This is a genomic window from Pseudomonas sp. GW821-FHT02C04, assembly GCF_059421845.1.
Genome location: NZ_JBWKVT010000003.1, coordinates 753,795 through 780,705, shown reverse-complemented (window position 1 = coordinate 780,705; position 26,911 = coordinate 753,795). Strand labels below are relative to the sequence as shown.

The 26,911-nt window shown below is 61.0% G+C and carries 27 protein-coding genes; 17 read left to right on the top strand and 10 right to left on the bottom strand.

Annotated elements, in window-relative coordinates:
- Positions 1-160: 160 nt before the first annotated feature.
- From nagE to AC07VV_RS15730, 7 genes are all read right to left on the bottom strand, one after another.
- Positions 161-1,876: an N-acetylglucosamine-specific PTS transporter subunit IIBC gene (nagE, locus tag AC07VV_RS15760; RefSeq protein WP_495036738.1), complete on the bottom strand. Its 1,716-nt coding sequence runs from the start codon at positions 1,874-1,876 to the stop codon at positions 161-163.
- Positions 1,877-1,899: 23 nt separating this feature from the next.
- Entirely contained in the window at positions 1,900-4,413 is a 2,514-nt protein-coding gene (gene ptsP, locus AC07VV_RS15755) for a phosphoenolpyruvate--protein phosphotransferase (RefSeq protein WP_495036737.1), read from the bottom strand.
- Positions 4,414-4,448: 35 nt separating this feature from the next.
- Positions 4,449-5,471: an SIS domain-containing protein gene (locus tag AC07VV_RS15750; RefSeq protein ID WP_495036736.1), complete on the bottom strand. Its 1,023-nt coding sequence runs from the start codon at positions 5,469-5,471 to the stop codon at positions 4,449-4,451.
- Positions 5,452-6,558, bottom strand: coding sequence for an N-acetylglucosamine-6-phosphate deacetylase (nagA, locus tag AC07VV_RS15745; RefSeq protein WP_495036735.1), 1,107 nt, complete (start codon positions 6,556-6,558; stop codon positions 5,452-5,454). Before nagA ends, AC07VV_RS15750 begins: the two co-directional genes overlap by 20 nt.
- Positions 6,559-6,588: 30 nt before the next feature.
- Positions 6,589-7,320, bottom strand: coding sequence for a GntR family transcriptional regulator (locus AC07VV_RS15740; RefSeq protein WP_007954613.1), 732 nt, complete (start codon positions 7,318-7,320; stop codon positions 6,589-6,591).
- Positions 7,321-7,649: 329 nt separating this feature from the next.
- Positions 7,650-8,165: a L,D-transpeptidase family protein gene (locus tag AC07VV_RS15735; RefSeq protein WP_096819231.1), complete on the bottom strand. Its 516-nt coding sequence runs from the start codon at positions 8,163-8,165 to the stop codon at positions 7,650-7,652.
- 103 nt (positions 8,166-8,268) lie between these two features.
- Positions 8,269-8,820, bottom strand: a complete 552-nt coding sequence (locus AC07VV_RS15730; RefSeq protein ID WP_096819233.1) for an NUDIX hydrolase — start codon at positions 8,818-8,820, stop codon at positions 8,269-8,271.
- 147 nt (positions 8,821-8,967) lie between these two features.
- Here AC07VV_RS15730 and AC07VV_RS15725 point away from each other — a divergent pair, with 147 nt between their 5' ends.
- The 5 genes from AC07VV_RS15725 to purT all read left to right on the top strand — a co-directional run bounded on the left by AC07VV_RS15725 (position 8,968) and on the right by purT (position 12,165).
- Positions 8,968-9,567, top strand: a complete 600-nt coding sequence (locus tag AC07VV_RS15725) for a CoA pyrophosphatase (RefSeq protein WP_085608172.1) — start codon at positions 8,968-8,970, stop codon at positions 9,565-9,567.
- A gap of 47 nt (positions 9,568-9,614) precedes the next feature.
- Positions 9,615-10,139: a gamma carbonic anhydrase family protein gene (locus tag AC07VV_RS15720; RefSeq protein ID WP_495036734.1), complete on the top strand. Its 525-nt coding sequence runs from the start codon at positions 9,615-9,617 to the stop codon at positions 10,137-10,139.
- The gene (locus AC07VV_RS15715) at positions 10,136-10,351 is read left to right on the top strand and encodes a DUF1289 domain-containing protein (RefSeq protein WP_096819234.1); all 216 of its coding nucleotides are present in this window, start codon (positions 10,136-10,138) and stop codon (positions 10,349-10,351) included. Before AC07VV_RS15720 ends, AC07VV_RS15715 begins: the two co-directional genes overlap by 4 nt.
- A gap of 64 nt (positions 10,352-10,415) precedes the next feature.
- Complete coding sequence (locus AC07VV_RS15710; protein WP_096819236.1) at positions 10,416-10,883, top strand: preQ0 transporter; 468 nt, start codon at positions 10,416-10,418, stop codon at positions 10,881-10,883.
- 100 nt (positions 10,884-10,983) lie between these two features.
- Positions 10,984-12,165 carry a formate-dependent phosphoribosylglycinamide formyltransferase gene (purT, locus tag AC07VV_RS15705; RefSeq protein WP_102619525.1) on the top strand — a complete coding sequence of 394 codons (1,182 nt, stop codon included), beginning with the start codon at positions 10,984-10,986 and terminating at the stop codon, positions 12,163-12,165.
- A gap of 46 nt (positions 12,166-12,211) precedes the next feature.
- Here purT and AC07VV_RS15700 read toward each other — a convergent pair whose 3' ends face one another.
- The 3 genes from AC07VV_RS15700 to AC07VV_RS15690 form a co-directional block, all read right to left on the bottom strand.
- Entirely contained in the window at positions 12,212-13,528 is a 1,317-nt protein-coding gene (locus AC07VV_RS15700) for an MFS transporter (RefSeq protein ID WP_102619526.1), read from the bottom strand.
- Between the two features lie 235 nt (positions 13,529-13,763).
- Entirely contained in the window at positions 13,764-15,005 is a 1,242-nt protein-coding gene (locus AC07VV_RS15695; protein ID WP_495036733.1) for a transporter associated domain-containing protein, read from the bottom strand.
- Positions 15,006-15,017: 12 nt separating this feature from the next.
- Positions 15,018-15,830: a cytochrome C assembly family protein gene (locus AC07VV_RS15690; RefSeq protein WP_495036732.1), complete on the bottom strand. Its 813-nt coding sequence runs from the start codon at positions 15,828-15,830 to the stop codon at positions 15,018-15,020.
- 210 nt (positions 15,831-16,040) lie between these two features.
- On the opposite strand from AC07VV_RS15690, the gene ffh reads away from it, so the two are divergent.
- The 12 genes from ffh (at position 16,041) to AC07VV_RS15630 (ending at position 26,881) form a co-directional block, all read left to right on the top strand.
- On the top strand, positions 16,041-17,414 hold the full coding sequence (ffh, locus tag AC07VV_RS15685; protein ID WP_495036731.1) for a signal recognition particle protein: 1,374 nt from the start codon (positions 16,041-16,043) through the stop codon (positions 17,412-17,414).
- Positions 17,415-17,665: 251 nt separating this feature from the next.
- Positions 17,666-17,917 (top strand): 30S ribosomal protein S16, encoded by a 252-nt coding sequence (gene rpsP / locus AC07VV_RS15680; RefSeq protein WP_003185073.1) that lies wholly within the window; start codon positions 17,666-17,668, stop codon positions 17,915-17,917.
- A gap of 5 nt (positions 17,918-17,922) precedes the next feature.
- On the top strand, positions 17,923-18,459 hold the full coding sequence (rimM, locus tag AC07VV_RS15675) for a ribosome maturation factor RimM (RefSeq protein ID WP_095191188.1): 537 nt from the start codon (positions 17,923-17,925) through the stop codon (positions 18,457-18,459).
- A gap of 2 nt (positions 18,460-18,461) precedes the next feature.
- Positions 18,462-19,214: a tRNA (guanosine(37)-N1)-methyltransferase TrmD gene (gene trmD / locus AC07VV_RS15670; RefSeq protein ID WP_096819250.1), complete on the top strand. Its 753-nt coding sequence runs from the start codon at positions 18,462-18,464 to the stop codon at positions 19,212-19,214.
- A gap of 45 nt (positions 19,215-19,259) precedes the next feature.
- A complete protein-coding gene (rplS, locus tag AC07VV_RS15665) occupies positions 19,260-19,610 on the top strand; it encodes a 50S ribosomal protein L19 (RefSeq protein WP_003175895.1) in 351 nt (116 codons plus the stop codon).
- A gap of 91 nt (positions 19,611-19,701) precedes the next feature.
- Positions 19,702-20,115, top strand: a complete 414-nt coding sequence (locus AC07VV_RS15660; RefSeq protein WP_114881518.1) for an acyl-CoA thioesterase — start codon at positions 19,702-19,704, stop codon at positions 20,113-20,115.
- A 62-nt stretch (positions 20,116-20,177) separates the two neighbouring features.
- Complete coding sequence (gene xerD, locus AC07VV_RS15655; protein ID WP_495036730.1) at positions 20,178-21,074, top strand: site-specific tyrosine recombinase XerD; 897 nt, start codon at positions 20,178-20,180, stop codon at positions 21,072-21,074.
- 143 nt (positions 21,075-21,217) lie between these two features.
- Positions 21,218-21,949, top strand: coding sequence for a bifunctional protein-disulfide isomerase/oxidoreductase DsbC (dsbC, locus tag AC07VV_RS15650; RefSeq protein ID WP_495036729.1), 732 nt, complete (start codon positions 21,218-21,220; stop codon positions 21,947-21,949).
- 132 nt (positions 21,950-22,081) lie between these two features.
- Positions 22,082-23,386, top strand: a complete 1,305-nt coding sequence (locus AC07VV_RS15645; RefSeq protein ID WP_018926703.1) for a homoserine dehydrogenase — start codon at positions 22,082-22,084, stop codon at positions 23,384-23,386.
- Between the two features lie 66 nt (positions 23,387-23,452).
- Positions 23,453-24,862 carry a threonine synthase gene (thrC, locus tag AC07VV_RS15640; protein WP_007954636.1) on the top strand — a complete coding sequence of 470 codons (1,410 nt, stop codon included), beginning with the start codon at positions 23,453-23,455 and terminating at the stop codon, positions 24,860-24,862.
- 119 nt (positions 24,863-24,981) lie between these two features.
- Entirely contained in the window at positions 24,982-26,355 is a 1,374-nt protein-coding gene (locus AC07VV_RS15635; protein ID WP_495036728.1) for a transporter substrate-binding domain-containing protein, read from the top strand.
- 118 nt (positions 26,356-26,473) lie between these two features.
- A complete protein-coding gene (locus AC07VV_RS15630; protein ID WP_495036727.1) occupies positions 26,474-26,881 on the top strand; it encodes a response regulator in 408 nt (135 codons plus the stop codon).
- The last annotated feature ends 30 nt before the right edge of the window (positions 26,882-26,911 follow it).

The following is a 26,911-nucleotide window of genomic DNA, read 5'->3' as shown; positions in this document are numbered from 1 at the left end:
CCTACGGTTTGCTTCGCTGCACCTCCTCTCGATGCATGCGGCTTCGCCGCACGGTCGCTGCGCTCCCACCCCCGGATGAATCCCTCCACTCAGCCTGCCGATGGGGCCGGCACGTCAAAAGCGGTACTCGAGCTAACGCTCATCGTGTTGAGTGGTGGTCCTAAACCTTGGCACTTACCTCACTCCGATTAACCAACCCCTCCAGCGCCGCACTCAAACTCTGCGCCCGTTCACCCACCAGCAAGTGCCACACGCCATCTTCCAGCGCGCTCACACCCAAACATCCAAGCTCTTTCAATCGGCTTTCCGAGAGCACCTTGCCATCGGCCAGTTGCAGGCGAATCCGGCTCATGGCGATGCAATCAAGTTGCAGCACATTGTCGCTGCCGCCCAGTGCGGTCAACCATTGCTGTGCCAGCGGTGTGGCGACTGCGACGGGCTCGCTGGTTTCGATGACGGCGACAGGTGCAGTCGCTACGGCACGTCCCAACGCCGGCATCGCCAGTCGGATTTCGTCGGCAATGCTGTCGGCCATCGGCCCGACAACCACCTGCAAGCTCCCGCCCTTGCCCGGACGCACAACGGCCATCGCGCCCAGCGCTTTCAAATCGGCATCCGAGGCTTTGTTGCGATCCACCATTTCCAGTCGCAGCCGCGTGGTGCATGCGCCAACAGTCACCAGATTCTCCGCGCCGCCGAGTGCCTTGATGTAAGCCCCGGCGCGTTCGTTTTCGGTCAGAACCGCTTTGTCGGCGGTGGCGACGTCTTCACGTCCCGGCGTTTTCAGGTTGAAGCGGCGGATGCAGAAATCAAACACCGCGTAATAGATGACCGCATAAGCCAGGCCCACCGGGATCACCAGCCAGCCATTGGTGGACTTGCCCCAGCCGAGCACCATGTCGATGAAGCCACCGGAGAAGGTGAAGCCCAGATGAATGTTCAGTGCGTTGGTGATCGCCATCGACAGCCCGGTCAGCAACGCATGCACCAGATACAGCAGCGGTGCGAGGAACATGAAGGCGAATTCGATCGGCTCGGTCACCCCGGTCAAAAACGAGGTCAGCGCCATCGACAGGAAGATCCCGCCCATTACCTTGCGCCGTTCCGGCAGGGCGTTGCGGTACATCGCCAGGCACGCGGCGGGGAGGCCGAAGATCATCATCGGGAACATGCCGGTCATGAACTGGCCGCCCTTCGGATCACCTGCGAAGTAGCGTGAAAGGTCGCCAGTCACCAGCGCTCCGGTGGTCGGGTCGGTGAAGTTGCCGAACACGAACCACGCCATGTTGTTGAGGATGTGGTGCAGGCCGGTGACGATCAGCAGGCGGTTGAACACGCCGAAGACGAAGGCGCCGAAGCTGCCGCTTTCCATCATCAGGCTGCCGAAGCTGTTGATGCCGTGCTGGATCGGCGGCCAGATGTAGCCGAATACCACGCCCAGACCCACCGCCGCGAAACCGGTGACGATCGGTACGAAACGCCGGCCGCCGAAGAACGCCAGATACTCCGGCAACTTGATGTCCTTGAAGCGGTTGTACAACGCGCCGGCCATCAGGCCGCTGACGATCCCGGCGAGCATGCCCATGTTGATGCTCGCGTCGAGCACCTTCAGCGTGGAGATCATCACCAGGTAACCGATCACCCCGGCGAGGCCGGCGGTGCCGTTGTTGTCCTTGGCGAAACCGACCGCGATGCCGATGGCGAAGATCATCGCCAGGTTGGCGAAGATCACCTGACCGGCGTCGTGGATGATCGCGATGTTCAAGAGGTCAGTGTCTCCCAGGCGCAGCAGCAGGCCGGCGATCGGCAGGATCGCGATCGGCAGCATCAGCGCTCGGCCGAGGCGTTGCAGGCCTTCGATGAAGAGTTGGTACATGGCGTTTGTCCTTGTTGTTTTTGTTAGCGCAGAGGCCAATGTTGATGACAGGCATGACGCACCGCGGCAGCGCTGCTCAGCTTGAGCATGTCCCGGGCGAGGCGTTGGCATTCGGCTTCGTGCAGCTGGCGCACGCGATCCTTGATTTCACCAATTTGCACCGGGCTCACCGACAGTTCGGTCACGCCGAGGCCGATCAACACCGGCGTCGCCAGCGGATCTGAAGCCAGGGCACCGCACACGCCGACCCAGCGTTTATGCACCGCCGCGCCTTCGCAGGTCATGGCGATCAGGCGCAGCAGCGCCGGGTGCAAGGCATCGACCCGTGCGGCGAGACCGGCGTGGTCGCGGTCCATGGCCAGGGTGTATTGCGACAGGTCGTTGGTGCCGATGGACAAGAAGTCGGCGTGTTCGGCCAGTTGTTCGGCCTGCAAGGCGGCGGCCGGGACTTCGATCATCACGCCGATTTCCGGACGTAGGCTGATACCCAGTTCCAGGCACAGCGCATCGACCCGTTGGCGGATGTGCAGCAGTTCGTCGACCTCGGTGACCATCGGCAGCAGGATCCGGCAGCGCTGTAACGGGCTGACTTGCAGCAGGGCGCGCAGTTGCTGATCGAGGATTTCCGGGCGGGCCTGGGCCAGGCGAATACCCCGCAGACCGAGCACCGGGTTGGCTTCCACTGGCAGCGGCAGGTAATCGAGTTGCTTGTCGCCGCCGACGTCGATGGTGCGGATGATCACCGACTTGTCGCCCATGGCATCGATCACGGCTTGATAGGCGGCGCGTTGTTCTTCGACGTCCGGTGCAGTGTGGCGATCGACGAACAGAAACTCGGTGCGCAACAGGCCGACACCATCGGCGCCGTTCGCAAACGCATCCGCCGCTTCATGGCTGGAGGCGACATTGGCGACCACTTCGATGGCCACGCCGTTGCGGGTTTCCGCCGGCAGATGGGCCTGGGCTTGCTGGGCTTCGCGACGTTGTTGGCGGTCGATCTGGGCTTGCCGGACTTCGGCCAGTCTTTCGGCATTTGGCGTCAGTTCGAGGCGCCCGCCGTCGGCGTCGAGGACCACCGATTGACCTTGCGCTTGGTCGAGCAGCGCCGTGCCCAGTGCGACCATGCACGGCAGGCCTTTTCCCCGGGCCAGAATCGCCACGTGTGACGTTGCGCCACCTTCGGCCATGCACAATCCGGCGACACCTTGCGCGCTCAGTTGCAGCAAGTCCGAAGGCGTCAGTTCGTGGGCGGCGACGATAGCGCCGGCCGGCACTTCGTAATGCCAGGCTTCGCCGAGCAGGGCACGCAGCACCCGTTGTTTCAAGTCGCGCAGATCGTTGGCGCGTTCGGCCAGTAGCGCGCTGCCGGTGTTCTGCAGCACCTCGCATTGCACGTCGATGGAGTGGCTCCAGGCGTGGGTCGCTGCGGTGCCGGTTTCGATCGATTGCTGCGCGGCGTCGAGCAGGGCCGGGTCTTCCAGCAGCGCCAGGTGCGCGGCGAAGATCGCTTCTTCGTCGGCATTGCGCTGTTTTTTCGCCTGGGCGAGGGTGCCGTTGATTTCGCTGCGAACCTGATTCAGTGCCGCGTCGAGGATCTGCAATTGTTGCTCGGGCTGATGATTGCCAGCGTCCGCCGGCAGGCTGATCGCGTTCAAGCGAAACAGCGGCCCGCCGACCAGACCCGGTGCGGCGCAAACACCATGCAACACGCCGGCCTCGGCCGGGCGATTGCGTGGGGCAGAAACAACCGGCACGGCAGCGTGGTGATCGTCGGGCAGGGCGGTGGCCAGTGCGGTGAGCAAGGCTTGCAGCGCCGCTTGCGCATCGGAGCCCTGACAACTGACTTGCACTTCGTCCTGCTCGCCAATCGCCAAGCCCATCAAGCCGATGAGACTGTTGCACGGCGCCGATTTGCCGGCGAAATGCAGTTGTGACTGGCTCTTGAAACCTTGCGCCGTCTGACGGATCAACGCCGCCGGACGTGCATGCAGGCCACCGCGATGGGCGACCCGCACGTGACCGTGAACTTCAGGGCCGCCGGTTTCTTCTGCATTCGCCGCCGTGCTGTGACGAGCAACTATGTGCAGCAGCGGTTCGCCAACCTTCACTGTTTTCAGGGTGATGGGACGCGCCTGAAAGTCCTGGCTGTTGGTCAGGATCAGCAGGCTGACCAGGCTTTTGCACTGGCGGCCGACCTTGTCCAGGTCATAGCGCAGCAACGGCTGGCCACTGCTGACCCGGGTGCCTTCCTTGACCAGCATCGAGAAACCTTCGCCCTGCAACTCGACCGTGTCGAGTCCCAGGTGCAGGAGGATTTCCGCGCCGTTGTCGGCACGCACGGTCAGCGCGTGGCCGGTGCGGGCAACGTGGATCACCACCCCGGCGCAGGGCGAATACAAGGTGTCGTTCAGCGGATCGATGGCAATGCCGTCGCCCATCGCGCCGCTGGCGAACACCGCGTCCGGAACTTTGGCGAGCGTGAGCACCGGGCCGCTGAGCGGGGCGCTTAAAGTCAGCTCTTTATTGTTGTTGTGCATGGCTCGGTCTCATCAGGAAAACGTTCGGTTCGGACTCAGTGCGTACGAGTGACTTTGCTCAGGTGTCGCGGCTGATCCGGGTCCATGCCACGGGCCACGGCCAGACCGGCCGCCATCACGTAGAAACTCTGGATCGCCAGGATCGGGTCGAGCGCCGGGTGTTCGGCACGGCTCAGGGTCAGGTCGCGTTCGAGCACATCATCCGGCGCCGCCAGCAATACACGGGCACCACGCTGACGCATTTCCGCCGCGAGGCTCAGCAGGCCGGCCTGCTCGGCGCCGCGCGGGGCAAACACCAGCAAAGGGTAGTTGGCGTCGATCAGGGCCATCGGGCCGTGACGGACTTCGGCGCTGCTGAAGGCTTCGGCCTGGATCGCCGAGGTTTCCTTGAATTTCAGTGCGGCTTCCTGGGCGATGGCGAAACCGGCGCCACGGCCGATTACCATCAGGCGTTCGCAATCGCGCAGGGCGTCGATGGCCAGGCTCCAGTCCTGTTGCGCGGCTTCGCGCAAACCGGCGGGCAGGGCGTTGTGCGCTTCCAGCAATTCGCTGTCTTCTTTCCAGTGCGCGATCAGACGGGCGCTGGCGCTGAGGGTGGCGATGAAGCTCTTGGTCGCGGCGACGCTGCTTTCGGTGCCGGCCAGCAATGGCAGGCTGAATTCGCACGCAGCCTCCAGCGGCGAGTCGGCGGCGTTGACCATCGACACGCTCAGGGCACCGCGCTTGCGCAGCAGACGCAGGCTGTTGACCAGGTCCGGGCTCTGGCCCGACTGGGAAAACGCGAACGCGACCTGACCGCTGACCTTCAACGGCGCTTGCTGCATGGTCACCACCGACATTGGCAGCGATGCCACCGGAATCCCCAGTTGTTGCATGGTCAGGTAGGCGAAGTAGCTGGCCGCATGATCGGAACTGCCACGGGCGACGGTCATCGCCACTTGCGGCGGCTGACGGCGCAGGCGTCCGGCGATCTCGATCATCGAGCCATCGAGCTGTTGCAGTTGGGCTTGCACGGCCTCAAACGAGGACAGCGCCTCCTCAAGCATTTTTGAAGTCAATGTCTTCTCCTTCGACCATGACGGCGGTCAGTGTGAGTGAGCGATCCAGCCGCACGCAGTCGGCCCAGGCGCCCGGTTGCAGGCGCCCGCGTTCGGTGATGCCGAGGTAGTCGGCGGGGAATTGCGAAAGACGTTGCGAGGCCTCGGCGATCGGCAGACCGATCTTCACCAGATTGCGCAGGGCCTGATCCATGGTCAGGGTGCTGCCGGCCAGGGTGCCGTCCGGCAGGCGTACGCCGCCCAGGCATTTGGTGACGGTGTGGCTGCCGAGCTTGTACTCGCCGTCGGGCATGCCGGCGGCGGCGGTCGAATCGGTGACGCAATACAGGCACGGGATCGAGCGCAGGGCGACGCGGATCGCACCGGGGTGCACGTGCAGCAAGTCCGGGATCAGCTCGGCGAATTTTGCGTGGGCCAGTGCCGCGCCGACGATGCCCGGCTCGCGGTGATGCAGCGGGCTCATGGCGTTATACAGATGCGTGAAACTGGTGGCCCCGGCTTCGAGGGCGGCGACGCCTTCCTCGTAACTGCCGAGGGTGTGACCGATCTGCATGCGGATGCCACGGCGGCTCAGCTCACGGATCAAACCGTCGTGGCCGGCGATTTCCGGGGCGATGGTGATCACCCGGATCGGTGCGAGTGCCAGATACTCTTCGACTTCGGCCATCAAAGCAGTGTGGGCGAAGTTCGGTTGGGCGCCGAGTTTGCCGGGGTTGATGTACGGGCCTTCGAGGTGAACGCCGAGCACCCGGGCGGCGCCTTTCGGACGCTGTTCGCAGAATTCGCCGACATCCTTGAGCACGCTGGCAATCTCGGCACTCGGCGCGGTCATGGTGGTGGCCAGCAGCGAGGTGGTGCCGAAACGCACGTGGGTTTTGGTGATGGTCTCGAAGGCGCTGGTGCCTTCCATGATGTCTTTGCCGCCACCGCCGTGAACGTGCAGATCGATGAAGCCCGGCAGCAGATACGGCAGGTCATTGGTCGCCGGATCGCAAGGCACGCCTTCGATGGACACGACTCTGCCGTGTTCGTGGATCAGCCGGCCGCGAATCCAGCCGTCAGCGGTGAGGATGTTGTCTTCGGACATTTCGCTTCTCTCGTTTGGCCTGGCTGCTGATCAGCGGCGAAGCTCTGCAACAAAGTCGTAGTAGTCGTTGCGGCAATAGGTGTCGGTGACTTCGATCGGCGTGTTGTCTTCCAGGTAGCCGACCCGGGTCATCAGCAGCATCGCGGTGCCGGGGGCGATGCCGACCAGCGCGGCGAACTCGTCCGAGGCGTTGATCGCCTGGATGTGCTGCAAGGCGCGCACGATCGGTTTGCCGATGCTGTCGAGGTGTTCGTAGAGCGAATCGCCCACAACCTGCGGCTTGGGCATGATCGAGGCGGGCAGGGTGCTCATCTCGATGGCCATCACCGTGTCGTCCGCTTTGCGCAGGCGTTTCATGCGCGCGACCTTGTCGTTCGGCGACAGGCCGAGGCGGATCAGTTCTTCGTGGGTTGGCAGGGTGATTTCCCGCTCGAGCCATTGCGAGCTGGGCACGAAGCCCTTGAGACGGAGCATTTCGCTGAAGCCCGAGAGGCGCGACAGTGGTTGTTCAAGGCGTGGGGTGATGAAAGTGCCGGAACCTTGCAGGCGGCGGATCAAACCTTGATCGAGCAGGACTTCCAGCGCCTTGCGGGCGGTAACCCGAGAAATCCCCAGCATTTCGCTGAGATTGCGCTCCGACGGCATCGCCTGTTCGGCTTTCCACTGGCCGGCATGGATCGCTGCTTCCAGGTTGCGCGCCAGTTGCAGGTACAGCGGCGTCGGCTGGGAGTCGTCAGGGCGCAGGGCGTGTAGATCATTCATGCAGGCATTTCCGGAGCTGATATTGGATTGTTGTCGCTCGCTGTTTCGGCGAAAACTAATACCACTTGCATACCATGTCAACGCGGCGGAAAGGCTTGTAGTCCTTTGGAATCGGCTGTTTCAGGGGGGGTGGTTTCAAGTGGTATTAGAGGTGGGCTCTGGAATGCGAAAGATCGCAGTCTGCGGCAGTTCTGGCGGGTGAAAGTGGTATCACCGTTCAGACGTTGCCGCAGGCTGCGATCTTTTGAATTTATTTTTTGCGGGCGACCAATGGTCAGAGGGAAGGGCCGCTTCGCGGCCCGGAGAGAGCAGGCGCCCTGGTGACAGAATCAGGGGCGGATTTCGATCATCGTGCCGTCTGGCACCAGGTTCCAGACTTCGCGCATGTCGACGTTGCGCATGGCGATGCAGCCGTCGGTCCAGTCCAGGGTGTGGAACAGGTTTTCCGGGTTGTCTTCGGAATCCGGCGTGCCGTGGATCATGATCATGCCGCCAGGCTCGACGCCTTCGCGCCGGGCGCGGGCGGAGTCGCTGATGTTCGGGTAGGAGATGTGCATCGACAGGTTGAATTTGTCGCTGGTCTTGCGCCAGTCGATCCAATAGAAACCTTCAGGTGTGCGTTTGTCGCCTTCAATCAGTTTCGGGCCTTTTTTTGCGCCCTTGCCCAGGGAAATGCGATAGCTCTTGAGCGGCTTGCCATCGGCGATCAACTGCAGTTGATGAGCCGATTTGAGCACCAGTATTTTTTCGATGAGCGGGGTGTTCGAAGGCGTCACGGTGGTCACGAACGACGCTTGGGAGACGGTGACGAACGACAGGCAAAACAGGGCAAGCAACCAGCGCATTGAAACGATTCCCCATAAGGTGATGCAGATAATTTATTTATAGATCTTATGCAGGCGCTGTCGCGGGCTGCGCACGCGGGTTATCGGCCGGCTGGCGCTGAAATCAAGTGATGGCCGGTTGAGCGAGCGGCGGGATCGATTCCGAGCGCACCGGGTAAGTCTCGGCGCGGCGGTCAGCGAAGAAGCATTCTAAGGTACGGCCCACTGTGCGGAAAGCCAGCTCGTCCCATGGAATCTGCGCTTCGTCGAACAGTTGCACTTCGAGGCTCTCGGGGCCGGCGGAAAAATCCAGGTCCGCCAGCTCTGCGCGAAAGAACACATGCACCTGGCTGATATGCGGCACGTCGATCAGGGTGTAGATGCTCAGGTTACGCACCCGGGCGCAGGCTTCCTCGGCGGTTTCGCGGATGGCGGCCTGCTCGATGGTCTCGCCGTTTTCCATGAAACCGGCGGGCAGCGTCCAGTAACCGAGACGCGGCTCGATGGCACGGCGGCAGAGCAGGACTTTGCTGCCCCAGGTTGCCACGCATCCAGCCACGATATTCGGGTTCTGGTAGTGAATCGTCTGACAGCTGTCGCAGACAAATCGCAGCCGCGAGTCGCCTTCGGGAATGCGCTGGGTCACCGGGTTGCCGCACTGGCTGCAAAATTTCATGCTGGGGTTCCTGAATGCTGCGCCTATCTTGGCGTGCAGCGGTGTCAGTCGGCAAGTTGTCGTTTCGCGACATGACCCTTGTTCAGGGCTTGGGCGGTCGCATTGATTGGTGCATGATGCAGGGCAAGGCACAGATCGAGAACACTTATGCTGGACGAGCTACTGCACCGGGTAAGCAATCACACGCCGCGCACGCTGGAGACCGACACGCGTTTCCCCGAGGCCGCCGTCCTGGTGCCGATTACTCGCAGTGACGAACCCGAGCTTGTCCTGACCTTGCGCGCCAGCGGGCTCTCGACCCACGGTGGCGAAGTCGCCTTTCCCGGCGGACGACGGGATCCGGAAGATCCGGATCTGATCTTTACCGCACTGCGTGAAGCCGAGGAGGAAATCGGCCTGCCGCCTGGCCTGGTCGAAGTGATCGGCCCGCTCAGTCCGTTGATCTCCCTGCATGGCATCAAGGTCACACCGTATGTCGGGGTGATTCCCGATTTTGTCGAATACCAGGCCAATGATGCCGAGATCGCAGCGGTGTTCAGCGTGCCGCTGGAATTCTTTCGCAAGGATCCGCGCGAACACACCCACCGCATCGACTATCAGGGTCGCAGTTGGTACGTGCCGAGCTATCGTTATGGCGAATACAAGATCTGGGGGCTGACGGCGATCATGATCGTCGAGTTGATCAACCTGCTCTATGACGCCAAAATCAGCCTGCATCAGCCGCCAAAAAGCTTTATCAATACCTGAAGCCATCGCTCGAATGGCCAGCCATCGTGAGCCCTGAGGAAAACAAGATGAAATACCGCCTGGGCGACGTCCGTGTCGAAACCCATCCGCAGAGCTGGGTCGCCCCCAATGCCGTGCTGGTGGGCAAGGTCAAACTGGAAGAGGGCGCCAACGTCTGGTTCAACGCCGTGTTGCGCGGCGACAACGAACTGATCCTGATCGGCAAGAACAGCAACGTGCAGGACGGCACCGTGATGCACACCGACATGGGCTACCCGCTGACCATCGGCACCGGCGTGACCATCGGCCACAACGCCATGCTCCACGGCTGCACGGTCGGCGACTACAGCCTGATCGGCATCAACGCGGTCATCCTCAACGGCGCGAAGATCGGCAAGAACTGCATCATCGGCGCCAATTCGCTGATTGGCGAAGGCAAGGAAATTCCCGACGGTTCGCTGGTGATGGGCTCGCCGGGCAAGGTGGTGCGTGAGTTGACCGAACAACAGAAGAAGATGCTCGAAGCCAGCGCCGCCCACTATGTCCATAACTCGCAGCGCTATGCGCGCGATCTGGTCGAGCAGGAAGAATGAATACGGTTGAGCGGCCGGTGGCCTCGCCCTGCGTGAATATTTGCGCGTTGGATGACGATGACATTTGCACCGGTTGCCAGCGCACGGTCGAGGAAATCACCCGCTGGAGCCGGATGACCAATGACGAGCGGCGGGCGGTGCTCGGGTTGTGTCATGAGCGGGCGAAGTCTAGTGGGCTGGTCTGGATGATCGGCAAAACGCCTGGGCAATAGCCGATTTGATTGGCGTCCTCGAAGGGCTGAAGTAACCTGTGCGCCAAATTGACAGGTCACGCCCATGATTTTCCTCATCGCTTACATCAGCAGTGTCGTGCTGATCAACTTCGCCTTCTCCACCGCGCCGCACCTGGACATCATCTGGTCGGCCTGGGGCGGGCTGGTGTTCGTGTTGCGCGACATGGTGCAGATCCGGTTCGGTCATGGTGCGATTGCGGCGATGCTGGCGGCGCTGGTGCTGTCCTATGTCACCTCCGATCCATCGATTGCGCTGGCCAGCGCCACGGCGTTCGCGGTGTCCGAGTGCATCGACTGGCTGGTGTTCACCGTCACCAAGCGGCCGTTGCGTGACCGCCTGTGGATCAGTTCGGCGCTGAGCATTCCCCTCGATACCTTCATCTTCTTTGGCATGATCGACCTGCTGACGCCGCCGGTGATCATCACCGCCCTGGCCTCGAAGTTCGCCGGTGTCACTGCCGTCTGGCTGATCATGGCCTGGCGCGAGCGTAAACAGGCTGTCGCCGGCTGAAGCCAAACCCTCAGGTTCATGTAAAATGCCGCGCTTTCTCCCCATGGAAAGCGCGTCTGGCGTTGCTTTCCTCGATGATCCGCTTCTTTGAGGACCTGAGATGACCCGTATCGGAACTCCATTGTCGCCGACCGCGACCCGCGTATTGCTGTGTGGCTGTGGTGAGTTGGGCAAGGAAGTGGTGATCGAGTTGCAACGCCTGGGCGTTGAAGTGATCGCCGTTGACCGTTACGCCAATGCGCCGGCCATGCAGGTTGCTCATCGCAGCCACGTGATCAACATGCTCGATGGCGCAGCCCTGCGTGCGGTGATCGAAGCCGAGAAGCCGCACTTCATCGTGCCGGAAATCGAAGCCATCGCCACCGCCACCCTGGTCGAACTGGAAGCCGAAGGCTTTACCGTGATCCCGACCGCTCGCGCCGCGCAACTGACCATGAACCGCGAAGGCATCCGTCGTCTGGCCGCCGAAGAGCTGGATCTGCCGACTTCGCCGTACCACTTCGCCGATACCTTCGAGGACTACAGCAAAGCCGTTGAAGACCTGGGTTTCCCATGCGTCGTCAAACCGGTGATGAGCTCGTCGGGCAAGGGCCAGAGCCTGCTGCGCAGCGTCGATGACGTGCAGAAAGCCTGGGATTACGCGCAAGAGGGCGGTCGCGCCGGCAAAGGTCGGGTGATCATCGAAGGCTTCATCGATTTCGACTACGAAATCACCCTGCTGACCGTTCGTCATATCGGCGGTACCACGTTCTGTGCGCCGGTCGGCCACCGTCAGGAGAAAGGCGACTACCAGGAATCCTGGCAGCCACAGGCCATGAGCCCGATCGCACTGGCTGAATCCGAGCGCGTTGCCAAAGCGGTAACTGAAGCCTTGGGTGGCCGTGGCCTGTTCGGCGTCGAGCTGTTCATCAAGGGTGATCAGGTATGGTTCAGCGAAGTGTCGCCGCGCCCGCACGACACCGGTCTGGTGACCCTGATTTCCCAGGACCTGTCGCAGTTCGCCCTGCATGCGCGCGCGATTCTCGGCCTGCCTGTGCCGCTGATCCGTCAGTTCGGCCCATCGGCTTCGGCGGTGATTCTGGTGGAAGGTCAGTCGACCCAGACCGCATTCGCCAATCTCGGCGCAGCACTGAGCGAGCCGGATACCGCGCTGCGTCTGTTCGGCAAGCCTGAGGTCAATGGCCAGCGTCGCATGGGCGTGGCCCTGGCGCGTGACGAGTCGATCGAAGCGGCTCGTGCCAAGGCGACCCGTGCTTCTCAGGCGGTCGTTGTAGAGCTGTAATCTCGCTATCTGATCGCTCCCGCCTGTGCGGGAGCGATCATTGCGCTTACGACACCTGATTCAGGTCGTTATGGCGCGTTTCCTTCAGGCACAGCACAGCGATCAAGCTGAGCACCGCGGCCGCAGACACATACCCGCCGACGTAACTCAAACCACCCATCGCCACCAGTTTCTGCGCGAAGAACGGTGCCGCCGAGGCCCCGACGATCCCGCCGAGGTTGTAGGCCGCCGATGCTCCGGTATAGCGGACGTGCGTCGGAAACAGTTCCGGCAGCAGCGCACCCATCGGGGCGAATGTCACGCCCATCAGGAACAGCTCGATGCACAGGAACAGCGCGACGCCCCAGGTCGAGCCCTGAGTCAGCAACGGCTCCATCAGAAAACCGGAAAGAATCGCCAGCACACCGCCGACGATCAGCACCGGTTTGCGTCCGTAACGGTCGCTGGCCCAGGCTGACAGCGGCGTGGCAGCCGCCATGAACAGCACCGCGAAGCACAGCAGCCCGAGGAATGTCTCGCGGCTGTAGCCCAGCGTCGACACGCCGTAGCTCAGGGAAAACACCGTCGAGATGTAGAACAACGCGTAGCACACCACCATGGCGGCGGCGCCCAGCAGCGTCGGTGCCCAGTATTGGCTGAACAGCTCGACCAGCGGCACTTTAACCCGCTCTTGACGGGCGATGGCGTTGGCGAACACTGGCGTTTCGTGAAGTTTGAGGCGCACATACAGCCCGACCATCACCAGTACCGCACTGAGCAGGAACGGAATCCGCCAGCCCCAACTGCGAAACTGTTCGTCATTGAGCGTCATGGCCAGGGTCAGGAACAGGCCGTTGGCCGCCAGAAAACCGATCGAAGGGCCCAGTTGCGGGAACATGCCGAACCACGCGCGTTTGCCTTTCGGTGCGTTTTCGGTGGCCAGCAGCGCCGCGCCGCCCCATTCACCACCCAATCCCAGGCCCTGGCCGAAGCGCAGCACACACAACAGGATCGGCGCCCACGCCCCGATGCTGTCGTAACCCGGCAGCACGCCGATCAGCGTGGTGCAGACACCCATCAGCAGCAGGGAAGCCACCAGTGTTGATTTGCGTCCGATGCGGTCACCGAAGTGACCAAACAATGCCGAACCCAGCGGGCGGGCGAGGAAAGCGATACCGAAAGTGAGGAATGCCGAGAGCATCTGCGCCGTGCCGGATGTCTGCGGAAAGAATACCGGCCCGATCACCAGTGCAGCAGCAGTGGCGTAGACGTAGAAGTCGTAGAACTCGATGGCCGTGCCGATGAAACTCGCTGTAGCCACGCGGGTGGCGGAGTTGGTCGGTTGGGCAGGCGCGGTGTCGCTGTAAGCGGTACTGGTCGTCATGCGGTGATCCCTGACAGTCATGAGCTCCATTGGAGCGAATTATTATGGTCGAACACCCAGGGATGTGGGATAGGGCGCGAGCGCTGTTTCAGGTAGGAACAGTCGTCGGTGTGATGCGGAAAGCAGCGATGAACCGGCCGGAATCTGTCGGGTGCGGGGTAAGCACGCGGTTCGGCGGGGCTTGGGTAAGCGCCCCGATTATAGGAAGGTGGCTAACGATTGAACAAGGGGCGAACTAGCGGACGGGTGTGAGCGCCGGTGCCGAGCTGGTGTGCCAGATGAGCACTTTGCTCACGCGGTTTTCCTCGGTTTCGAGGATCTCCAGGCGATAGCGCCCGATCTTCAGGCAGACCGCGCTTTCCGGAATGGTTTCCAGCGCTTCGGTCACCAGGCCGTTGAGGGTTCTGGGGCCGTCGCTGGGCAGGTGCCAACCCAGGCATTTGTTCAGCTCGCGGATCGAGGCGGCGCCATCGATCACCATGCGCCCATCGGCCTGCGGATGAATATGCGGGTTGTCGAGGCTGTGCTCGCTTTCGAATTCTCCAACGATTTCTTCGAGAATGTCTTCCAGGGTGACGATCCCCAGCACTTCGCCGTACTCGTCCACCACCATGCCCAGACGACGCTGCTGCTTGTGGAAGTTCAGCAGCTGCAGTTGCAGTGGCGTGCTTTCCGGTACGAAATACGGCTCGTAGCTGGCGGCGAGGAGCGCTTCGCGGGTCAGGGCGTGATTGTCCAGCAAATGGCGGATCTGCCGGGTGTTGAGGACGGCCTCGACCTGGTTGATGTCGCTGTGGAAAACCGGCAGGCGCGTGCGCTTGTTGTGGCGCAATTGCTCGATGATCTCCTCGATCGGGTCGTCGAGATTGATGCCGTCGACGTCACTGCGAGGCACCAGGATGTCGTTGACCGTGATGTTGTCCAGCGCATGGATGCCGGAAACCGGGTGCGGGCGAGACGAGTGCTCCGGGTCGTCATGGCGATCGGCGGGGACGTCGTCATCGCTCTGCTGCACGACCTGAGGCTTGCGCACCAGCGGACGCAACAGCAAACCACTGATGCTGCTCAGCAGCCATGCGAGCGGATAGATCACTTTCAGCGGAACAGCCAGCAACGAATTGCCGAATGACAGCACGGCGTCCGGATAACGTTGGGCGAGGGTGCGCGGGAAATAGTCGGCAAATACCAGCAATACGGCGCTGGCGCCCAGGCAGGCTGCCCAAGGACCGTTCTCTTCACAGAGGAAAATCGCCAGTAGCGTGGCAAGCACCACGGCGAGGGCGCGGCACAGGGTGTTGCACAGGATCAGGCTGTCGAGCGGGAAGCTGAGTTTTGCCAGTGGTTTGTCACTGGCGCGCGACGCGGTACGTTGCGCCAGCAGGTGCTGTTGCGCCACTTCGATGGCGGTAAACAATCCCGACCAGAGAATCAGCAGGACAAATACCGCGAGCATCGGCCCTATGGGCAAACCGTCCATTTATGCCGCCCGTCAGATGTGCAGGATGTATTCACGGACCAGTTTGCTGCCGAAATACGCCAACATCAGCAGGCAGAAACCGGCGAGGGTCCAGCGGATCGCTTTGTGGCCGCGCCAGCCCAGGCGGTTGCGGCCCCACAACAGCACGCTGAACACGACCCAGGCCAGGCAGGCCAGCAGGGTCTTGTGCACCAGGTGCTGGGCAAACAGGTTTTCGACGAACAGCCAGCCGGAAATCAGCGACAGCGACAGCAGCGTCCAGCCGGCCCAGAGAAAGCCGAACAGCAGGCTTTCCATGGTTTGCAGTGGCGGAAAGTTCTTGATCAGCCCGGACGGGTGCTTGTTCTTGAGCTGGTGATCCTGCACCAGCAGCAACAATGCCTGAAACACGGCGATGGTGAACATGCCGTAGGCGAGGATCGACAGCAGGATATGCGCGAGGATGCCCGGCTCTTCGTCGATGATCTGCACGGTGCCGGTGGGTGCGAACTGCGCCAGCAACACGGTGATCGCACCCAGCGGGAACAGCAGGATCAGCAGGTTTTCCACCGGGATCCGCGAGCAGGCCAGCAGGGTCAGGGCAATGACTGCCGCGGCAATCAGGCTCGAAGCGCTGAAGAAGTCCAGGCCCAGGCCGATTGGCGTCAACAGGTGAGTCAGCAGGCTGGCACTGTGGGCCAGCACGGCGAGCACGCCGAGCGTGACCAGCAGGCGCTTGTTGGCCTTGGCGCCAGTGGCCAGGCGGGTGCCCTGATAGAGGGTCGCAGCGGCATATAGAAGGGCGGCGGCGAGGGTGGTCAGCAAACTCGGTGACAAGGGGAGCATAAATCCTGTTAGGCAAGCCCGAAAGGCGCTGAGTTTGGCATAGAACCGCCATGGCACGAAAGACTCAGCAAGCTGACAGCGAGGTGTCCGCCAGACGCAGTCTTCGCTATAATCCGCGACCTGCCCACGCCGCAGGCTCGCCGAGCACATGTTGATTCCGGTCTGGGCCGCCATTATCCCGGTCTACACAGGGCCTGAAAGGATCGCGCAATGTTTGAAAACTTAACCGACCGTCTCTCGCAGACGCTGCGCCATGTCACCGGCAAGGCGAAGCTGACCGAAGACAACATCAAAGACACCCTGCGCGAAGTGCGCATGGCGTTGCTCGAAGCCGACGTCGCCCTGCCGGTGGTCAAGGACTTCGTCAATTCGGTCAAGGAGCGCGCTGTCGGCACCGAGGTGTCGCGCAGCCTGACGCCGGGCCAGGCGTTCGTGAAGATCGTCCAGGCCGAACTCGAAAGCCTGATGGGCGCGGCCAACGAAGATTTGAACCTGAGTGCCGTGCCGCCAGCCGTCGTACTGATGGCCGGTCTGCAGGGTGCCGGTAAAACCACTACCGCCGGCAAGCTGGCGCGCTTCCTTAAAGAGCGCAAGAAGAAGTCGGTGATGGTCGTGTCGGCGGACGTCTATCGTCCTGCGGCGATCAAACAGCTGGAAACCCTGGCCAACGACATCGGCGTGACGTTCTTCCCGTCCGACCTGAGCCAGAAGCCGGTCGACATCGCCAACGCGGCTATTAAAGAAGCAAAACTGAAATTCATTGACGTGGTCATCGTCGATACCGCCGGCCGTCTGCACATCGACGAAGAGATGATGGGCGAGATCAAGGCGCTGCACGCCGCGATCAACCCGGTCGAAACCCTGTTCGTGGTCGACGCCATGACCGGTCAGGACGCCGCCAACACGGCCAAGGCCTTCGGCGATGCACTGCCGCTGACCGGTGTGATCCTGACCAAAGTCGACGGTGACGCCCGTGGCGGTGCCGCGCTGTCCGTTCGTGCCATCACCGGCAAGCCGATCAAGTTCATCGGTATGGGCGAGAAGACCGAAGCCCTCGAGCCGTTCCACCCGGAGCGTATCGCTTCGAGGATCCTCGGCATGGGCGACGTGCTCAGCCTGATCGAACAGGCTGAAGCGACCCTCGACAAGGACAAGGCCGACAAACTGGCCAAGAAGCTGAAGAAGGGCAAGGGCTTCGACCTCGAAGACTTCCGCGATCAGTTGCAACAGATGAAGAACATGGGCGGTCTCGGCGGCCTCATGGACAAACTGCCGAGCATCGGTGGTGTGAACCTGTCGCAGATGGGCAATGCCCAGAACGCTGCAGAGAAGCAATTCAAACAGATGGAAGCCATCATCAACTCCATGACCCCGGCCGAGCGCCGCGACCCTGAGCTGATCAGCGGTTCGCGCAAGCGCCGGATCGCCATGGGTTCCGGCACTCAGGTGCAGGACATCGGTCGCTTGATCAAGCAGCACAAGCAGATGCAGAAGATGATGAAGAAATTCTCCGCCAAGGGCGGAATGGCGAAAATGATGCGCGGCATGGGCGGAATGTTGCCCGGCGGCATGCCGAAAATGTAAAGAATCCGCGCCGGTCGTCGCACCGGCGCAGACCCTGCAAGGACGCAGGATCAACAGCAAACCCGCACTCGGCGGGAGCTGACTGGCCGTTTTAAACGACGGCTCTATATGCAAATCTGCACGGCCTGCCATAGGCGCCGGAAAAAGTCATTTGCAAAAGTCCGGATATTCCTTAGAATATGCGGCCTTTCGGGCACCCATGCCCGCTGTGCATTTAGATTTGCAGCACCGACTACAGGAACGATGTTCACATGCTAACAATCCGTCTTGCCCTTGGCGGCTCCAAAAAGCGCCCGTTTTACCACCTGACCGTAACCGACTCCCGCAACCCGCGTGACGGTTCCCACAAAGAACAGGTTGGTTTCTTCAACCCTGTTGCCCGTGGTCAGGAAATCCGTCTGTCCGTGAACCAAGAGCGCGTTGCCTACTGGCTGAGCGTTGGTGCACAGCCTTCTGAGCGCGTTGCTCAGTTGCTGAAGGAATCGGCTAAGGCTGCGGCCTGAGCAATATGAACGCGACGCCTGCTGTTGCCGATGATTTGATCGTTATTGGCAAAATTTATTCTGTTCACGGCGTTCGCGGCGAAGTGAAGGTTTATTCCTTTACTGATCCGACTGAAAACCTGTTGCAGTACAAAACCTGGACGCTCAAGCGCGAAGGCAATGTCAAACAGGTCGAGCTGGTCAGTGGACGCGGGAGCGACAAGTTCCTGGTCGCAAAGCTCAAGGGTCTTGATGATCGTGAAGAAGCTCGTCTTCTGGCCGGTTACGAGATCTGCGTGCCGCGCAATCTGTTCGCTGAATTGACCGAAGGCGAGTACTACTGGTACCAGCTGGAAGGTCTGAAGGTCATCGATCAACTGGGGCAATTGCTCGGGAAAATCGATCATCTTCTGGAAACCGGCGCCAATGATGTAATGGTAGTCAAGCCTTGCGCTGGCAGCCTGGATGATCGCGAACGCCTGTTGCCCTATACGGAGCAATGTGTGTTGGCCGTCGACCTCGCAGCGGGCGAGATGAAGGTGGATTGGGACGCGGACTTCTAAGCGTGGCTAACTTGCGCGTAGAAGTGATCAGTTTGTTTCCCGAGATGTTTTCCGCCATTGGCGACTACGGCATCACCAGTCGTGCGGTCAAACAGGGGCTCTTGCAGCTGACCTGTTGGAATCCGCGGGATTACACGACGGATCGGCATCACACTGTGGACGATCGCCCGTTTGGCGGTGGTCCGGGCATGGTGATGAAGATCAAGCCCCTGGAAGATGCTCTGGTTCAGGCCAAGGCAGCAGCCGGGGAGGCGGCGAAGGTGATTTACCTGTCCCCCCAAGGCCGTCAGCTGACTCAGTCGGCGGTACGCGAACTGGCGAAATCGGATGCACTGATCCTGATTGCCGGTCGCTATGAAGGCATTGACGAGCGTTTTATTGAAGCTCATGTCGATGAAGAGTGGTCGATTGGCGACTATGTACTGTCTGGCGGCGAGCTGCCGGCCATGGTCCTGATCGATGCGGTTACACGACTGCTGCCTGGAGCTTTAGGGCATGCGGACTCCGCCGAGGAAGATTCCTTTACGGATGGTCTGCTGGATTGCCCGCACTACACCCGACCTGAGGTGTATGCGGATCAGCGTGTACCCGACGTGTTGCTGAGTGGCAACCACGCGCACATCCGGCGTTGGCGTTTACAGCAGTCCCTTGGTCGGACCTATGAACGACGCGCCGATCTTCTGGAAAGCCGCTCGCTTTCTGGAGAAGAGAAGAAGCTGCTCGAGGAATACATCCGCGAGCGGGACGATAGTTAACAACGTATCGATGGTAGATCCGACGATTTACCTTAGGAGCACAGCATGACCAACAAAATCATCCTTGCACTCGAAGCAGAGCAGATGACCAAAGAAATCCCTACCTTTGCCCCGGGCGACACCATTGTCGTTCAGGTGAAAGTGAAGGAAGGCGATCGTTCCCGTCTGCAAGCGTTCGAAGGCGTTGTAATCGCCAAGCGTAACCGCGGCGTGAACAGTGCGTTCACCGTTCGTAAAATCTCCAACGGTGTTGGCGTAGAACGTACTTTCCAGACCTACTCCCCGCAGATCGACAGCATGGCTGTTAAACGTCGCGGTGACGTACGTAAAGCCAAGCTGTACTACCTGCGCGACCTGTCGGGTAAAGCAGCTCGCATCAAGGAAAAACTGGCTTAAGTCCAGCTTCCGATGCAGAAAAAAGCAGCCTACGGGCTGCTTTTTTGTTGCCCGTAATTTATCCACAGCACTATTGCTTCAGGCCGTATCCATGACATCTCGTGAGCAAGAAATCGAACGCCGCACCGAACTCTCGGTGACCCGCGTGACCAAAGCGGTTTTCCCGCCGACCACCAACCATCACAACACCCTGTTCGGCGGCACAGCGCTCGCCTGGATGGACGAAGTGTCGTTTATCACCGCTACGCGTTTCTGCCGCTTGCCACTGGTGACCGTGTCGACCGACCGTATCGATTTCAACCACGCGATCCCGGCAGGTTCCATCGTCGAGCTGGTCGGGCGGGTGATCAAGGTCGGCAACACCAGCCTCAAGGTCGAGGTGGAAGTGTTCGTTGAAAGCATGAGCTGCGACGGGCGCGAAAAGGCGATTCACGGGCAGTTCAGCTTCGTCGCGATTGACGACGACAAGCGTCCGGTACCGGTTCTGCCTGGTTTTGCCGCCTGAAGGTTCCGTGTACGGGCAGGCTATGAAAGACTGTCCGCCATCTCTGCCTTGCCTGAGCTTTTATGCCCGCCATCGACCACCCGCTGATTGACCAGTTTCTCGACGCCCTATGGTTGGAAAAAGGTCTTTCCGACAACACCCGTGACGCCTATCGCAGTGATCTCGCACTGTTCAACGGCTGGTTGCAGGAGAAAAATCTCGAGTTGATCAACGCCGGTCGTGAATTGATCCTCGATCACCTGGCCTGGCGTTTGGAACAGAATTACAAACCGCGCTCCACCGCGAGATTCCTCTCGGGCGTACGTGGCTTTTATCGCTACCTGTTGCGGGAAAAACTGATCTCGGTCGATCCAACCTTGCGTGTCGACATGCCGCAACTCGGTCGGCCGTTGCCAAAATCCCTGTCGGAAGCCGACGTCGAAGCCCTGTTGAAGGCGCCAGACTTGAGCGAAGCCATCGGCCAGCGTGATCGCGCCATGCTTGAAGTCCTTTACGCCTGCGGCTTGCGGGTAACCGAGCTGATCAGCCTGACCCTGGAACAGGTCAACCTGCGTCAGGGCGTGTTGCGGGTGATGGGCAAGGGCAGTAAAGAGCGGCTTGTACCGATGGGTGAGGAAGCGATTGTCTGGATCGAGCGTTACCTGCGCGATGGTCGCGGCGAGCTGCTGGGCGGGCGCCCCAGCGATGTGCTGTTTCCCAGCCAGCGCGGCGAGCAGATGACTCGCCAGACCTTCTGGCACCGTATCAAGCATCAGGCCAAGGTCGCCGGCATCGGCAAATCGCTGTCGCCCCATACGCTGCGTCATGCCTTCGCCACGCACCTGCTCAACCATGGCGCCGACTTGCGGGTGGTGCAGATGTTGTTGGGCCACAGCGACCTGTCGACCACGCAGATCTACACTCACGTCGCCCGGGCGCGGTTGCAGGATCTGCATGCCAAGCATCACCCTCGAGGCTGAGCGCAGCCTGTCTTGCGACAGGCGCATTCGGTCACGCGAACCTTATGTGGTAGGCTTTGCCGGTTTGCACGATGGACGGTTATGACCCGGTGTTCCGGCACGGGCGTTCTGATCGTTCCATTTGTCCGCCTTCAGGAGTTCTCATGCGTCTGACCCAGATTTTCGCCGCCGCAGCCATTGCGTTGGTCAGCACCTTTGCCGTCGCCGATGATGCGGCCGACAAAGCCATCCGCCAGAGCCTGGAAAACCTCCAGCTCGACGTACCGGTGGACACCATCACCGCCAGCCCGCTGCCGGGCCTGTACGAAGTCAAGCTCAAGGGCAGCCGCGTGCTCTACGCCAGCGCCGACGGCCAGTACATCGTTCAGGGCTACATGTTCCAGCTCAAGGACGGCAAACCGGTCAACCTGACCGAGAAGACCGAGCGCCTGGGCATTTCCAAACTGATCAATGCAATCCCGGTGACCGAGACCGTGGTTTACCCGGCCGTGGGCGAAACCAAGTCGCACATCACCGTTTTCACCGACACCACTTGCCCGTATTGCCACAAGCTGCACGCCGAAGTGCCGGAGCTGAACAAGCGCGGCATCGAAGTGCGTTACGTGGCGTTCCCGCGTCAGGGCCTGGGCTCGCCGGGTGACGAGCAACTGCAAGCCGTGTGGTGCTCGAAAGACAAGAAAGCGGCCATGGACAAAATGGTCGATGGCAAGGAAATCAAGGCCGCCAAGTGCGAGAACCCGGTTTCCAAGCAGTTCGCCCTCGGTCAGTCGATCGGCGTGAATGGCACGCCGGCCATCGTTTTGGCTGACGGACAAGTCATTCCGGGCTACCAGCCTGCGCCACAAGTCGCCAAACTGGCGCTGGGCGCGAAGTAATTCGCATCGTCACGCTCAGGCGCTGACGAGCGTGGTCCGGCGGCAACATGGCCGGGCCATCAATAGAGAGCCGCGATTGCGCGGTTGTTTTCACGGCCGGCCTCGCGTCGGCCGTTTTATGGGGAGTTCACAGTGAAACCGGTCAAAGTAGGCATCTGTGGGTTAGGGACCGTCGGTGGCGGTACCTTCAACGTACTTCAGCGCAACGCCGAGGAAATTGCTCGTCGTGCCGGGCGTGGAATCGAAGTGGCACAAATTGCCATGCGCACGCCAAAGCCTCAGTTCCAGACGACCGGTATTGCGATTACCAACGATGTCTTCGAAGTGGCCACGAACCCTGAGATCGACATCGTCATAGAGCTGATGGGCGGCTACACCGTTGCCCGCGAGCTGGTACTCAAGGCCATCGAGAATGGCAAGCATGTGGTCACCGCGAACAAGGCTCTGATTGCCGTTCACGGTAATGAAATTTTCGCCAAGGCACGTGAGAAAGGCGTGATCGTGGCATTCGAAGCGGCGGTAGCCGGCGGCATTCCGGTGATCAAGGCGATCCGAGAAGGCCTGTCCGCCAACCGTATCAACTGGGTCGCCGGGATCATCAACGGCACCGGCAACTTCATCCTCACCGAAATGCGCGAGAAGGGTCGCACCTTCGAAGACGTGCTGGCCGAGGCGCAAGCGCTGGGCTACGCCGAAGCCGATCCGACCTTCGACGTCGAAGGCATCGACGCAGCGCACAAGCTGACGATCCTGGCATCGATCGCATTCGGTATTCCGCTGCAGTTCGACAAGGCTTACACCGAAGGCATCACCAAGTTGACCACCGCCGATGTGAACTACGCCGAAGCGCTGGGCTACCGCATCAAGCACCTGGGCGTTGCACGCAGCACCGCCGCGGGTATCGAGTTGCGCGTACACCCGACGCTGATCCCGGCCGATCGTCTGATCGCCAACGTCAACGGCGTGATGAACGCGGTGATGGTCAACGGTGACGCAGCCGGTTCGACCCTGTTCTACGGCGCCGGCGCCGGCATGGAGCCGACTGCTTCTTCGGTAATCGCCGATCTGGTGGACGTGGTTCGCGCCATGACCTCCGACCCGGAAAACCGCGTGCCGCACCTGGCCTTCCAGCCGGACTCGCTGTCGGCCCATCCGATCCTGCCGATCGAAGCCTGCGAAAGCGCCTACTACCTGCGCATTCAGGCCAAGGACCATCCGGGCGTACTCGCTCAGGTGGCGAGCATCCTCTCGGAGCGCGGCATCAACATCGAGTCGATCATGCAGAAGGAAGTCGAGGAGCACGACGGCCTGGTGCCGATGATCCTGCTGACCCATCGCGTGCTGGAACAGCACATCAACGATGCGATCGCCGCGCTTGAAGCCTTGGCGGGCGTGGTTGGTCCGGTTGTGCGGATCCGCGTCGAGCACTTGAACTAAGTTGATCTCCTTCACCGGGCCCGCCTGCGGGCCCGGTGTTGCGAACACTGTCCATTGGAGTCAGTCATGCGTTACATCAGTACCCGCGGCCAGGCACCGGCCCTGAATTTCGAAGACGTCCTGCTGGCCGGTCTCGCCACCGACGGCGGTCTGTACGTCCCGGAAAACCTGCCACGTTTCACCCAGGAAGAAATCGCTTCCTGGGCCGGCCTGCCGTATCACGAGCTGGCTTTCCGCGTGATGCGTCCGTTCGTCACCGGCAGCATTCCGGACGCCGATTTCAAAAAGATCCTCGAAGAAACCTACGGTGTGTTCGCCCACAACGCCGTGGCGCCGCTGCGTCAGCTGAACGGCAACGAATGGGTGCTGGAGCTGTTCCACGGCCCGACCCTGGCGTTCAAGGACTTCGCTCTGCAACTGCTCGGCCGTTTGCTCGACTACGTGCTGGAAAAGCGCGGCGAGCGCGTGGTGATCGTCGGCGCCACCTCCGGTGACACCGGTTCGGCTGCCATCGAAGGCTGCAAGCACTGCGAAAACGTCGACATCTTCATCCTGCACCCGCACAACCGTGTGTCCGAAGTGCAGCGTCGGCAGATGACCACCATCCTCGGTGAGAACATCCACAACATCGCCATCGAAGGCAACTTCGACGACTGCCAGGAAATGGTCAAGGCCAGCTTCGCCGACCAGAGCTTCCTCAAGGGCACGCGTCTGGTCGCGGTGAACTCGATCAACTGGGCGCGGATCATGGCCCAGATCGTCTACTACTTCCACGCAGCCCTGCAACTGGGCGGCCCGGCGCGTTCGGTGTCGTTCTCGGTGCCGACCGGCAACTTCGGCGACATCTTCGCCGGTTACCTGGCGCGCAACATGGGCCTGCCGATCAACCAGTTGATCGTCGCCACCAACCGCAACGACATCCTGCACCGCTTCATGAGCGGCAACCAGTACGTCAAGGAAACCCTGCACGCCACGCTGTCGCCGTCGATGGACATCATGGTCTCGTCGAACTTCGAACGCCTGCTGTTCGACCTGCACGGTCGCAACGGCGCGGCGATTGCCGGTCTGATGGATTCGTTCAAGCAGGGCGGCGGTTTCAGCGTTGAACAGGAACGCTGGACCGAAGCGCGCAAGCTGTTCGACTCGCTGGCCGTGGACGATGCGCAAACCTGCGAAACCATTGCTGAGGTCTACGAACAGACCGGCGAGGTGCTCGATCCGCACACGGCTATCGGTGTGAAAGCGGCCCGCGAATGCCGTCGCAGCCTGGATATCCCGATGGTGATCCTGGGCACGGCGCATCCGGTCAAATTCCCGGATGCCGTGGAAAAAGCCGGTGTAGGAAAAGCTCTCGAACTACCTGCACATCTTTCTGATTTGTTTGAGAGAGAAGAGCGCTGCACAGTTTTGGCAAATGAGCTGAAAGCCGTGCAGGCCTTTGTCAGCCAGCATGGCAATCGCGGCAAGCCGCTTTAAGCCCTGAAAGCTGTCACATTTTGAAGCCCGTCTCCTGACGGGCTTTCTTGTTTTTGCATGCCACACTGCTCGGGTTTCGCCCACGAAGGACGGGCGAGTCGATGACGAAGGATGTGGCAATGCGGTTTTATTCAGGATTGAGGCCAGCGCTGAGCTGGTTGTTTTTGTTGGGGCTGTCGGGGTTTCTGCAATTGACCGAGGCGGCCCATCTGACGATGCATTCAGAAGGGATGGAGTTGAACATCCAGCCCATCGAGCTGGACGCGCAAGAGCGACAGTGGATTCGTGAAAACCCCAGGGTGACAGTCGCCTCGGTGCAATACCCGTTGTATCTGTTTCAGGACGAACACGGTCAGTGGAGTGGCTTGAACAACGATGTGCTCAAGCACATCAGCGCCATGACCGGTTTGCAGTTCGTGCATCAGGAATCGTTCTCCACCAACCACATGCTGGAGCGCCTGGAAAGCGGTGTCGCCGACATCAGTACGACACTGGCCATGAACGAGGAGCGCAGGCAGTTCCTCGATTTCAGCCATGCCTTCGGGGGAGCGGGGTGGGTGTTCGTCGGGCGGGCAGGCTTGCCGGCGGTGCAGTCGCTTGAAGAACTGGAGAAGCGGGTCCTGGTGTTGCCGGCCAGGCATGCGCTGGAGGACAGTATCCGACGCGACCACCCGTTGATCGAGATTCGGTCGGTCAAGACCTACGCCGAGGCCCGGGCGCTGGTGGAGAGTGGCGAGGCTTACGCCACGATTGAAAACGAGATCGGTGCACAGCTGTTTCCATCAGGCTTGCTCAAGGTCGGTGGCCTGGTCGAGGGCAAGTGGGAGGCGGATCATCTGGCGGTGCGCAAAGGCCTGCCTGAGTTGCTGAGTATTCTCAACAAGGCCCTCGGTGCTTTCTCGGCCGCCGAGTTGCGGGCGATGCGTGTGAAGTGGCTGGACGGTATTTCACCTGCACCGGCACCGTCCTTCGGAGCGCGGCTGATCAAGTGGGGATGCTGGGCGATGGGGGCGCTCGGGGTATTAGGCCTGCTTTCGCTGTTTTGGAATCGTCGGCTTGCTACCGAGATAAAACAGCGCCGGGAAGCCGAAAAGGGCTTGGGCGATCAACTGGCCTTTCAGCATGCACTGATCGATGCGATGCCCGACCCCGTGTTCGTTCGTGATCTGCAGGGACGGTTGATCATGTGCAACCGCAGCTATGAAGAAGCACTCGGCGTCCGTTTCGAGCAAGTGCAAGGACGGACGCTGTATGAGTTCGATGCGCTTCCGCCAGCCACCTCACTGATGCTGCATGACGAGTTCATGGTGCAACTGCGCACACGCAAGACGCGCTTCAGCAAACGGCAGTTGTTGTTCAGGAATGGCTCCCGGCACATCTACCAATGGACGGTGCCCTTTTACGGTGTCGATGGGAAGTTGCGTGGCCTGCTGGGTGGCTGGACAGATATCACCCAGCGGCGGACAGAGAGCGGGTGTCGTTGTCCGCAGTGAAGTTGGGAAATGTCCTATAAAGCGTGGCTACTTTTCTGATGGGAGGCTTAGGACGACTGCCCTAGAGTGACAAACCACTGCGGCGAGAAACCGCGATTGTCGTTCCAGAGGTCGTCCAATGCGCTCGCTCAAAATCCTGCTTCTCGAACCCAACCCGTTCCAGTTGATGGCGTTGCACCAGATGCTCAACGCCATCGGTATCTATGACGTGTTGACCGCGCCTTCGCTGAGCGCGGCAAAGCGTTCGCTGGTACGCCGCGGAACAGTCGATATCGCCATCTGCAATCCGCAACTCAAGGGCGGCGACGGTTTGGCGCTGATCAGGCATCTGGTGGCCCGGCAAGAGGCGCGAGCGCTGATTCTGGTGGGGGTGGTGGCGCCCAGCGTACTGGCCGACCTGGAACCTTTGCTCGGCGATGAAGGGATCAAGCTCCTGGGTCGACTGCACACACCGGTTTCGGCGGTGCTGATGCGCAATCTGCTCGACAGTTATCTGTCGTCGCCCCGACGTCCGGTCATTGCCTGAAGTCATTGGTTATTTTTCTGTCATCTTGAC

Coding starts and splice junctions, on each gene's coding strand:
- AC07VV_RS15715 (WP_096819234.1), top strand. CDS start 10,136: ATGAATACGGTTGAGCGGCCGGTGGCCTCGCCCTGCGTGAATATTTGC.
- AC07VV_RS15660 (WP_114881518.1), top strand. CDS start 19,702: ATGACATCTCGTGAGCAAGAAATCGAACGCCGCACCGAACTCTCGGTG.
- AC07VV_RS15695 (WP_495036733.1), bottom strand. CDS start 15,005: ATGGACGGTTTGCCCATAGGGCCGATGCTCGCGGTATTTGTCCTGCTG.
- AC07VV_RS15700 (WP_102619526.1), bottom strand. CDS start 13,528: ATGACGACCAGTACCGCTTACAGCGACACCGCGCCTGCCCAACCGACC.
- xerD (WP_495036730.1), top strand. CDS start 20,178: ATGCCCGCCATCGACCACCCGCTGATTGACCAGTTTCTCGACGCCCTA.
- AC07VV_RS15730 (WP_096819233.1), bottom strand. CDS start 8,820: ATGAAATTTTGCAGCCAGTGCGGCAACCCGGTGACCCAGCGCATTCCC.
- nagA (WP_495036735.1), bottom strand. CDS start 6,558: ATGTCCGAAGACAACATCCTCACCGCTGACGGCTGGATTCGCGGCCGG.
- rimM (WP_095191188.1), top strand. CDS start 17,923: ATGAACGCGACGCCTGCTGTTGCCGATGATTTGATCGTTATTGGCAAA.
- AC07VV_RS15735 (WP_096819231.1), bottom strand. CDS start 8,165: ATGCGCTGGTTGCTTGCCCTGTTTTGCCTGTCGTTCGTCACCGTCTCC.
- purT (WP_102619525.1), top strand. CDS start 10,984: ATGACCCGTATCGGAACTCCATTGTCGCCGACCGCGACCCGCGTATTG.
- dsbC (WP_495036729.1), top strand. CDS start 21,218: ATGCGTCTGACCCAGATTTTCGCCGCCGCAGCCATTGCGTTGGTCAGC.
- AC07VV_RS15630 (WP_495036727.1), top strand. CDS start 26,474: ATGCGCTCGCTCAAAATCCTGCTTCTCGAACCCAACCCGTTCCAGTTG.
- AC07VV_RS15710 (WP_096819236.1), top strand. CDS start 10,416: ATGATTTTCCTCATCGCTTACATCAGCAGTGTCGTGCTGATCAACTTC.
- AC07VV_RS15740 (WP_007954613.1), bottom strand. CDS start 7,320: ATGAATGATCTACACGCCCTGCGCCCTGACGACTCCCAGCCGACGCCG.
- AC07VV_RS15690 (WP_495036732.1), bottom strand. CDS start 15,830: ATGCTCCCCTTGTCACCGAGTTTGCTGACCACCCTCGCCGCCGCCCTT.
- ptsP (WP_495036737.1), bottom strand. CDS start 4,413: ATGCACAACAACAATAAAGAGCTGACTTTAAGCGCCCCGCTCAGCGGC.
- ffh (WP_495036731.1), top strand. CDS start 16,041: ATGTTTGAAAACTTAACCGACCGTCTCTCGCAGACGCTGCGCCATGTC.
- AC07VV_RS15635 (WP_495036728.1), top strand. CDS start 24,982: ATGCGGTTTTATTCAGGATTGAGGCCAGCGCTGAGCTGGTTGTTTTTG.
- rplS (WP_003175895.1), top strand. CDS start 19,260: ATGACCAACAAAATCATCCTTGCACTCGAAGCAGAGCAGATGACCAAA.
- nagE (WP_495036738.1), bottom strand. CDS start 1,876: ATGTACCAACTCTTCATCGAAGGCCTGCAACGCCTCGGCCGAGCGCTG.
- AC07VV_RS15725 (WP_085608172.1), top strand. CDS start 8,968: ATGCTGGACGAGCTACTGCACCGGGTAAGCAATCACACGCCGCGCACG.
- AC07VV_RS15720 (WP_495036734.1), top strand. CDS start 9,615: ATGAAATACCGCCTGGGCGACGTCCGTGTCGAAACCCATCCGCAGAGC.
- thrC (WP_007954636.1), top strand. CDS start 23,453: ATGCGTTACATCAGTACCCGCGGCCAGGCACCGGCCCTGAATTTCGAA.
- rpsP (WP_003185073.1), top strand. CDS start 17,666: ATGCTAACAATCCGTCTTGCCCTTGGCGGCTCCAAAAAGCGCCCGTTT.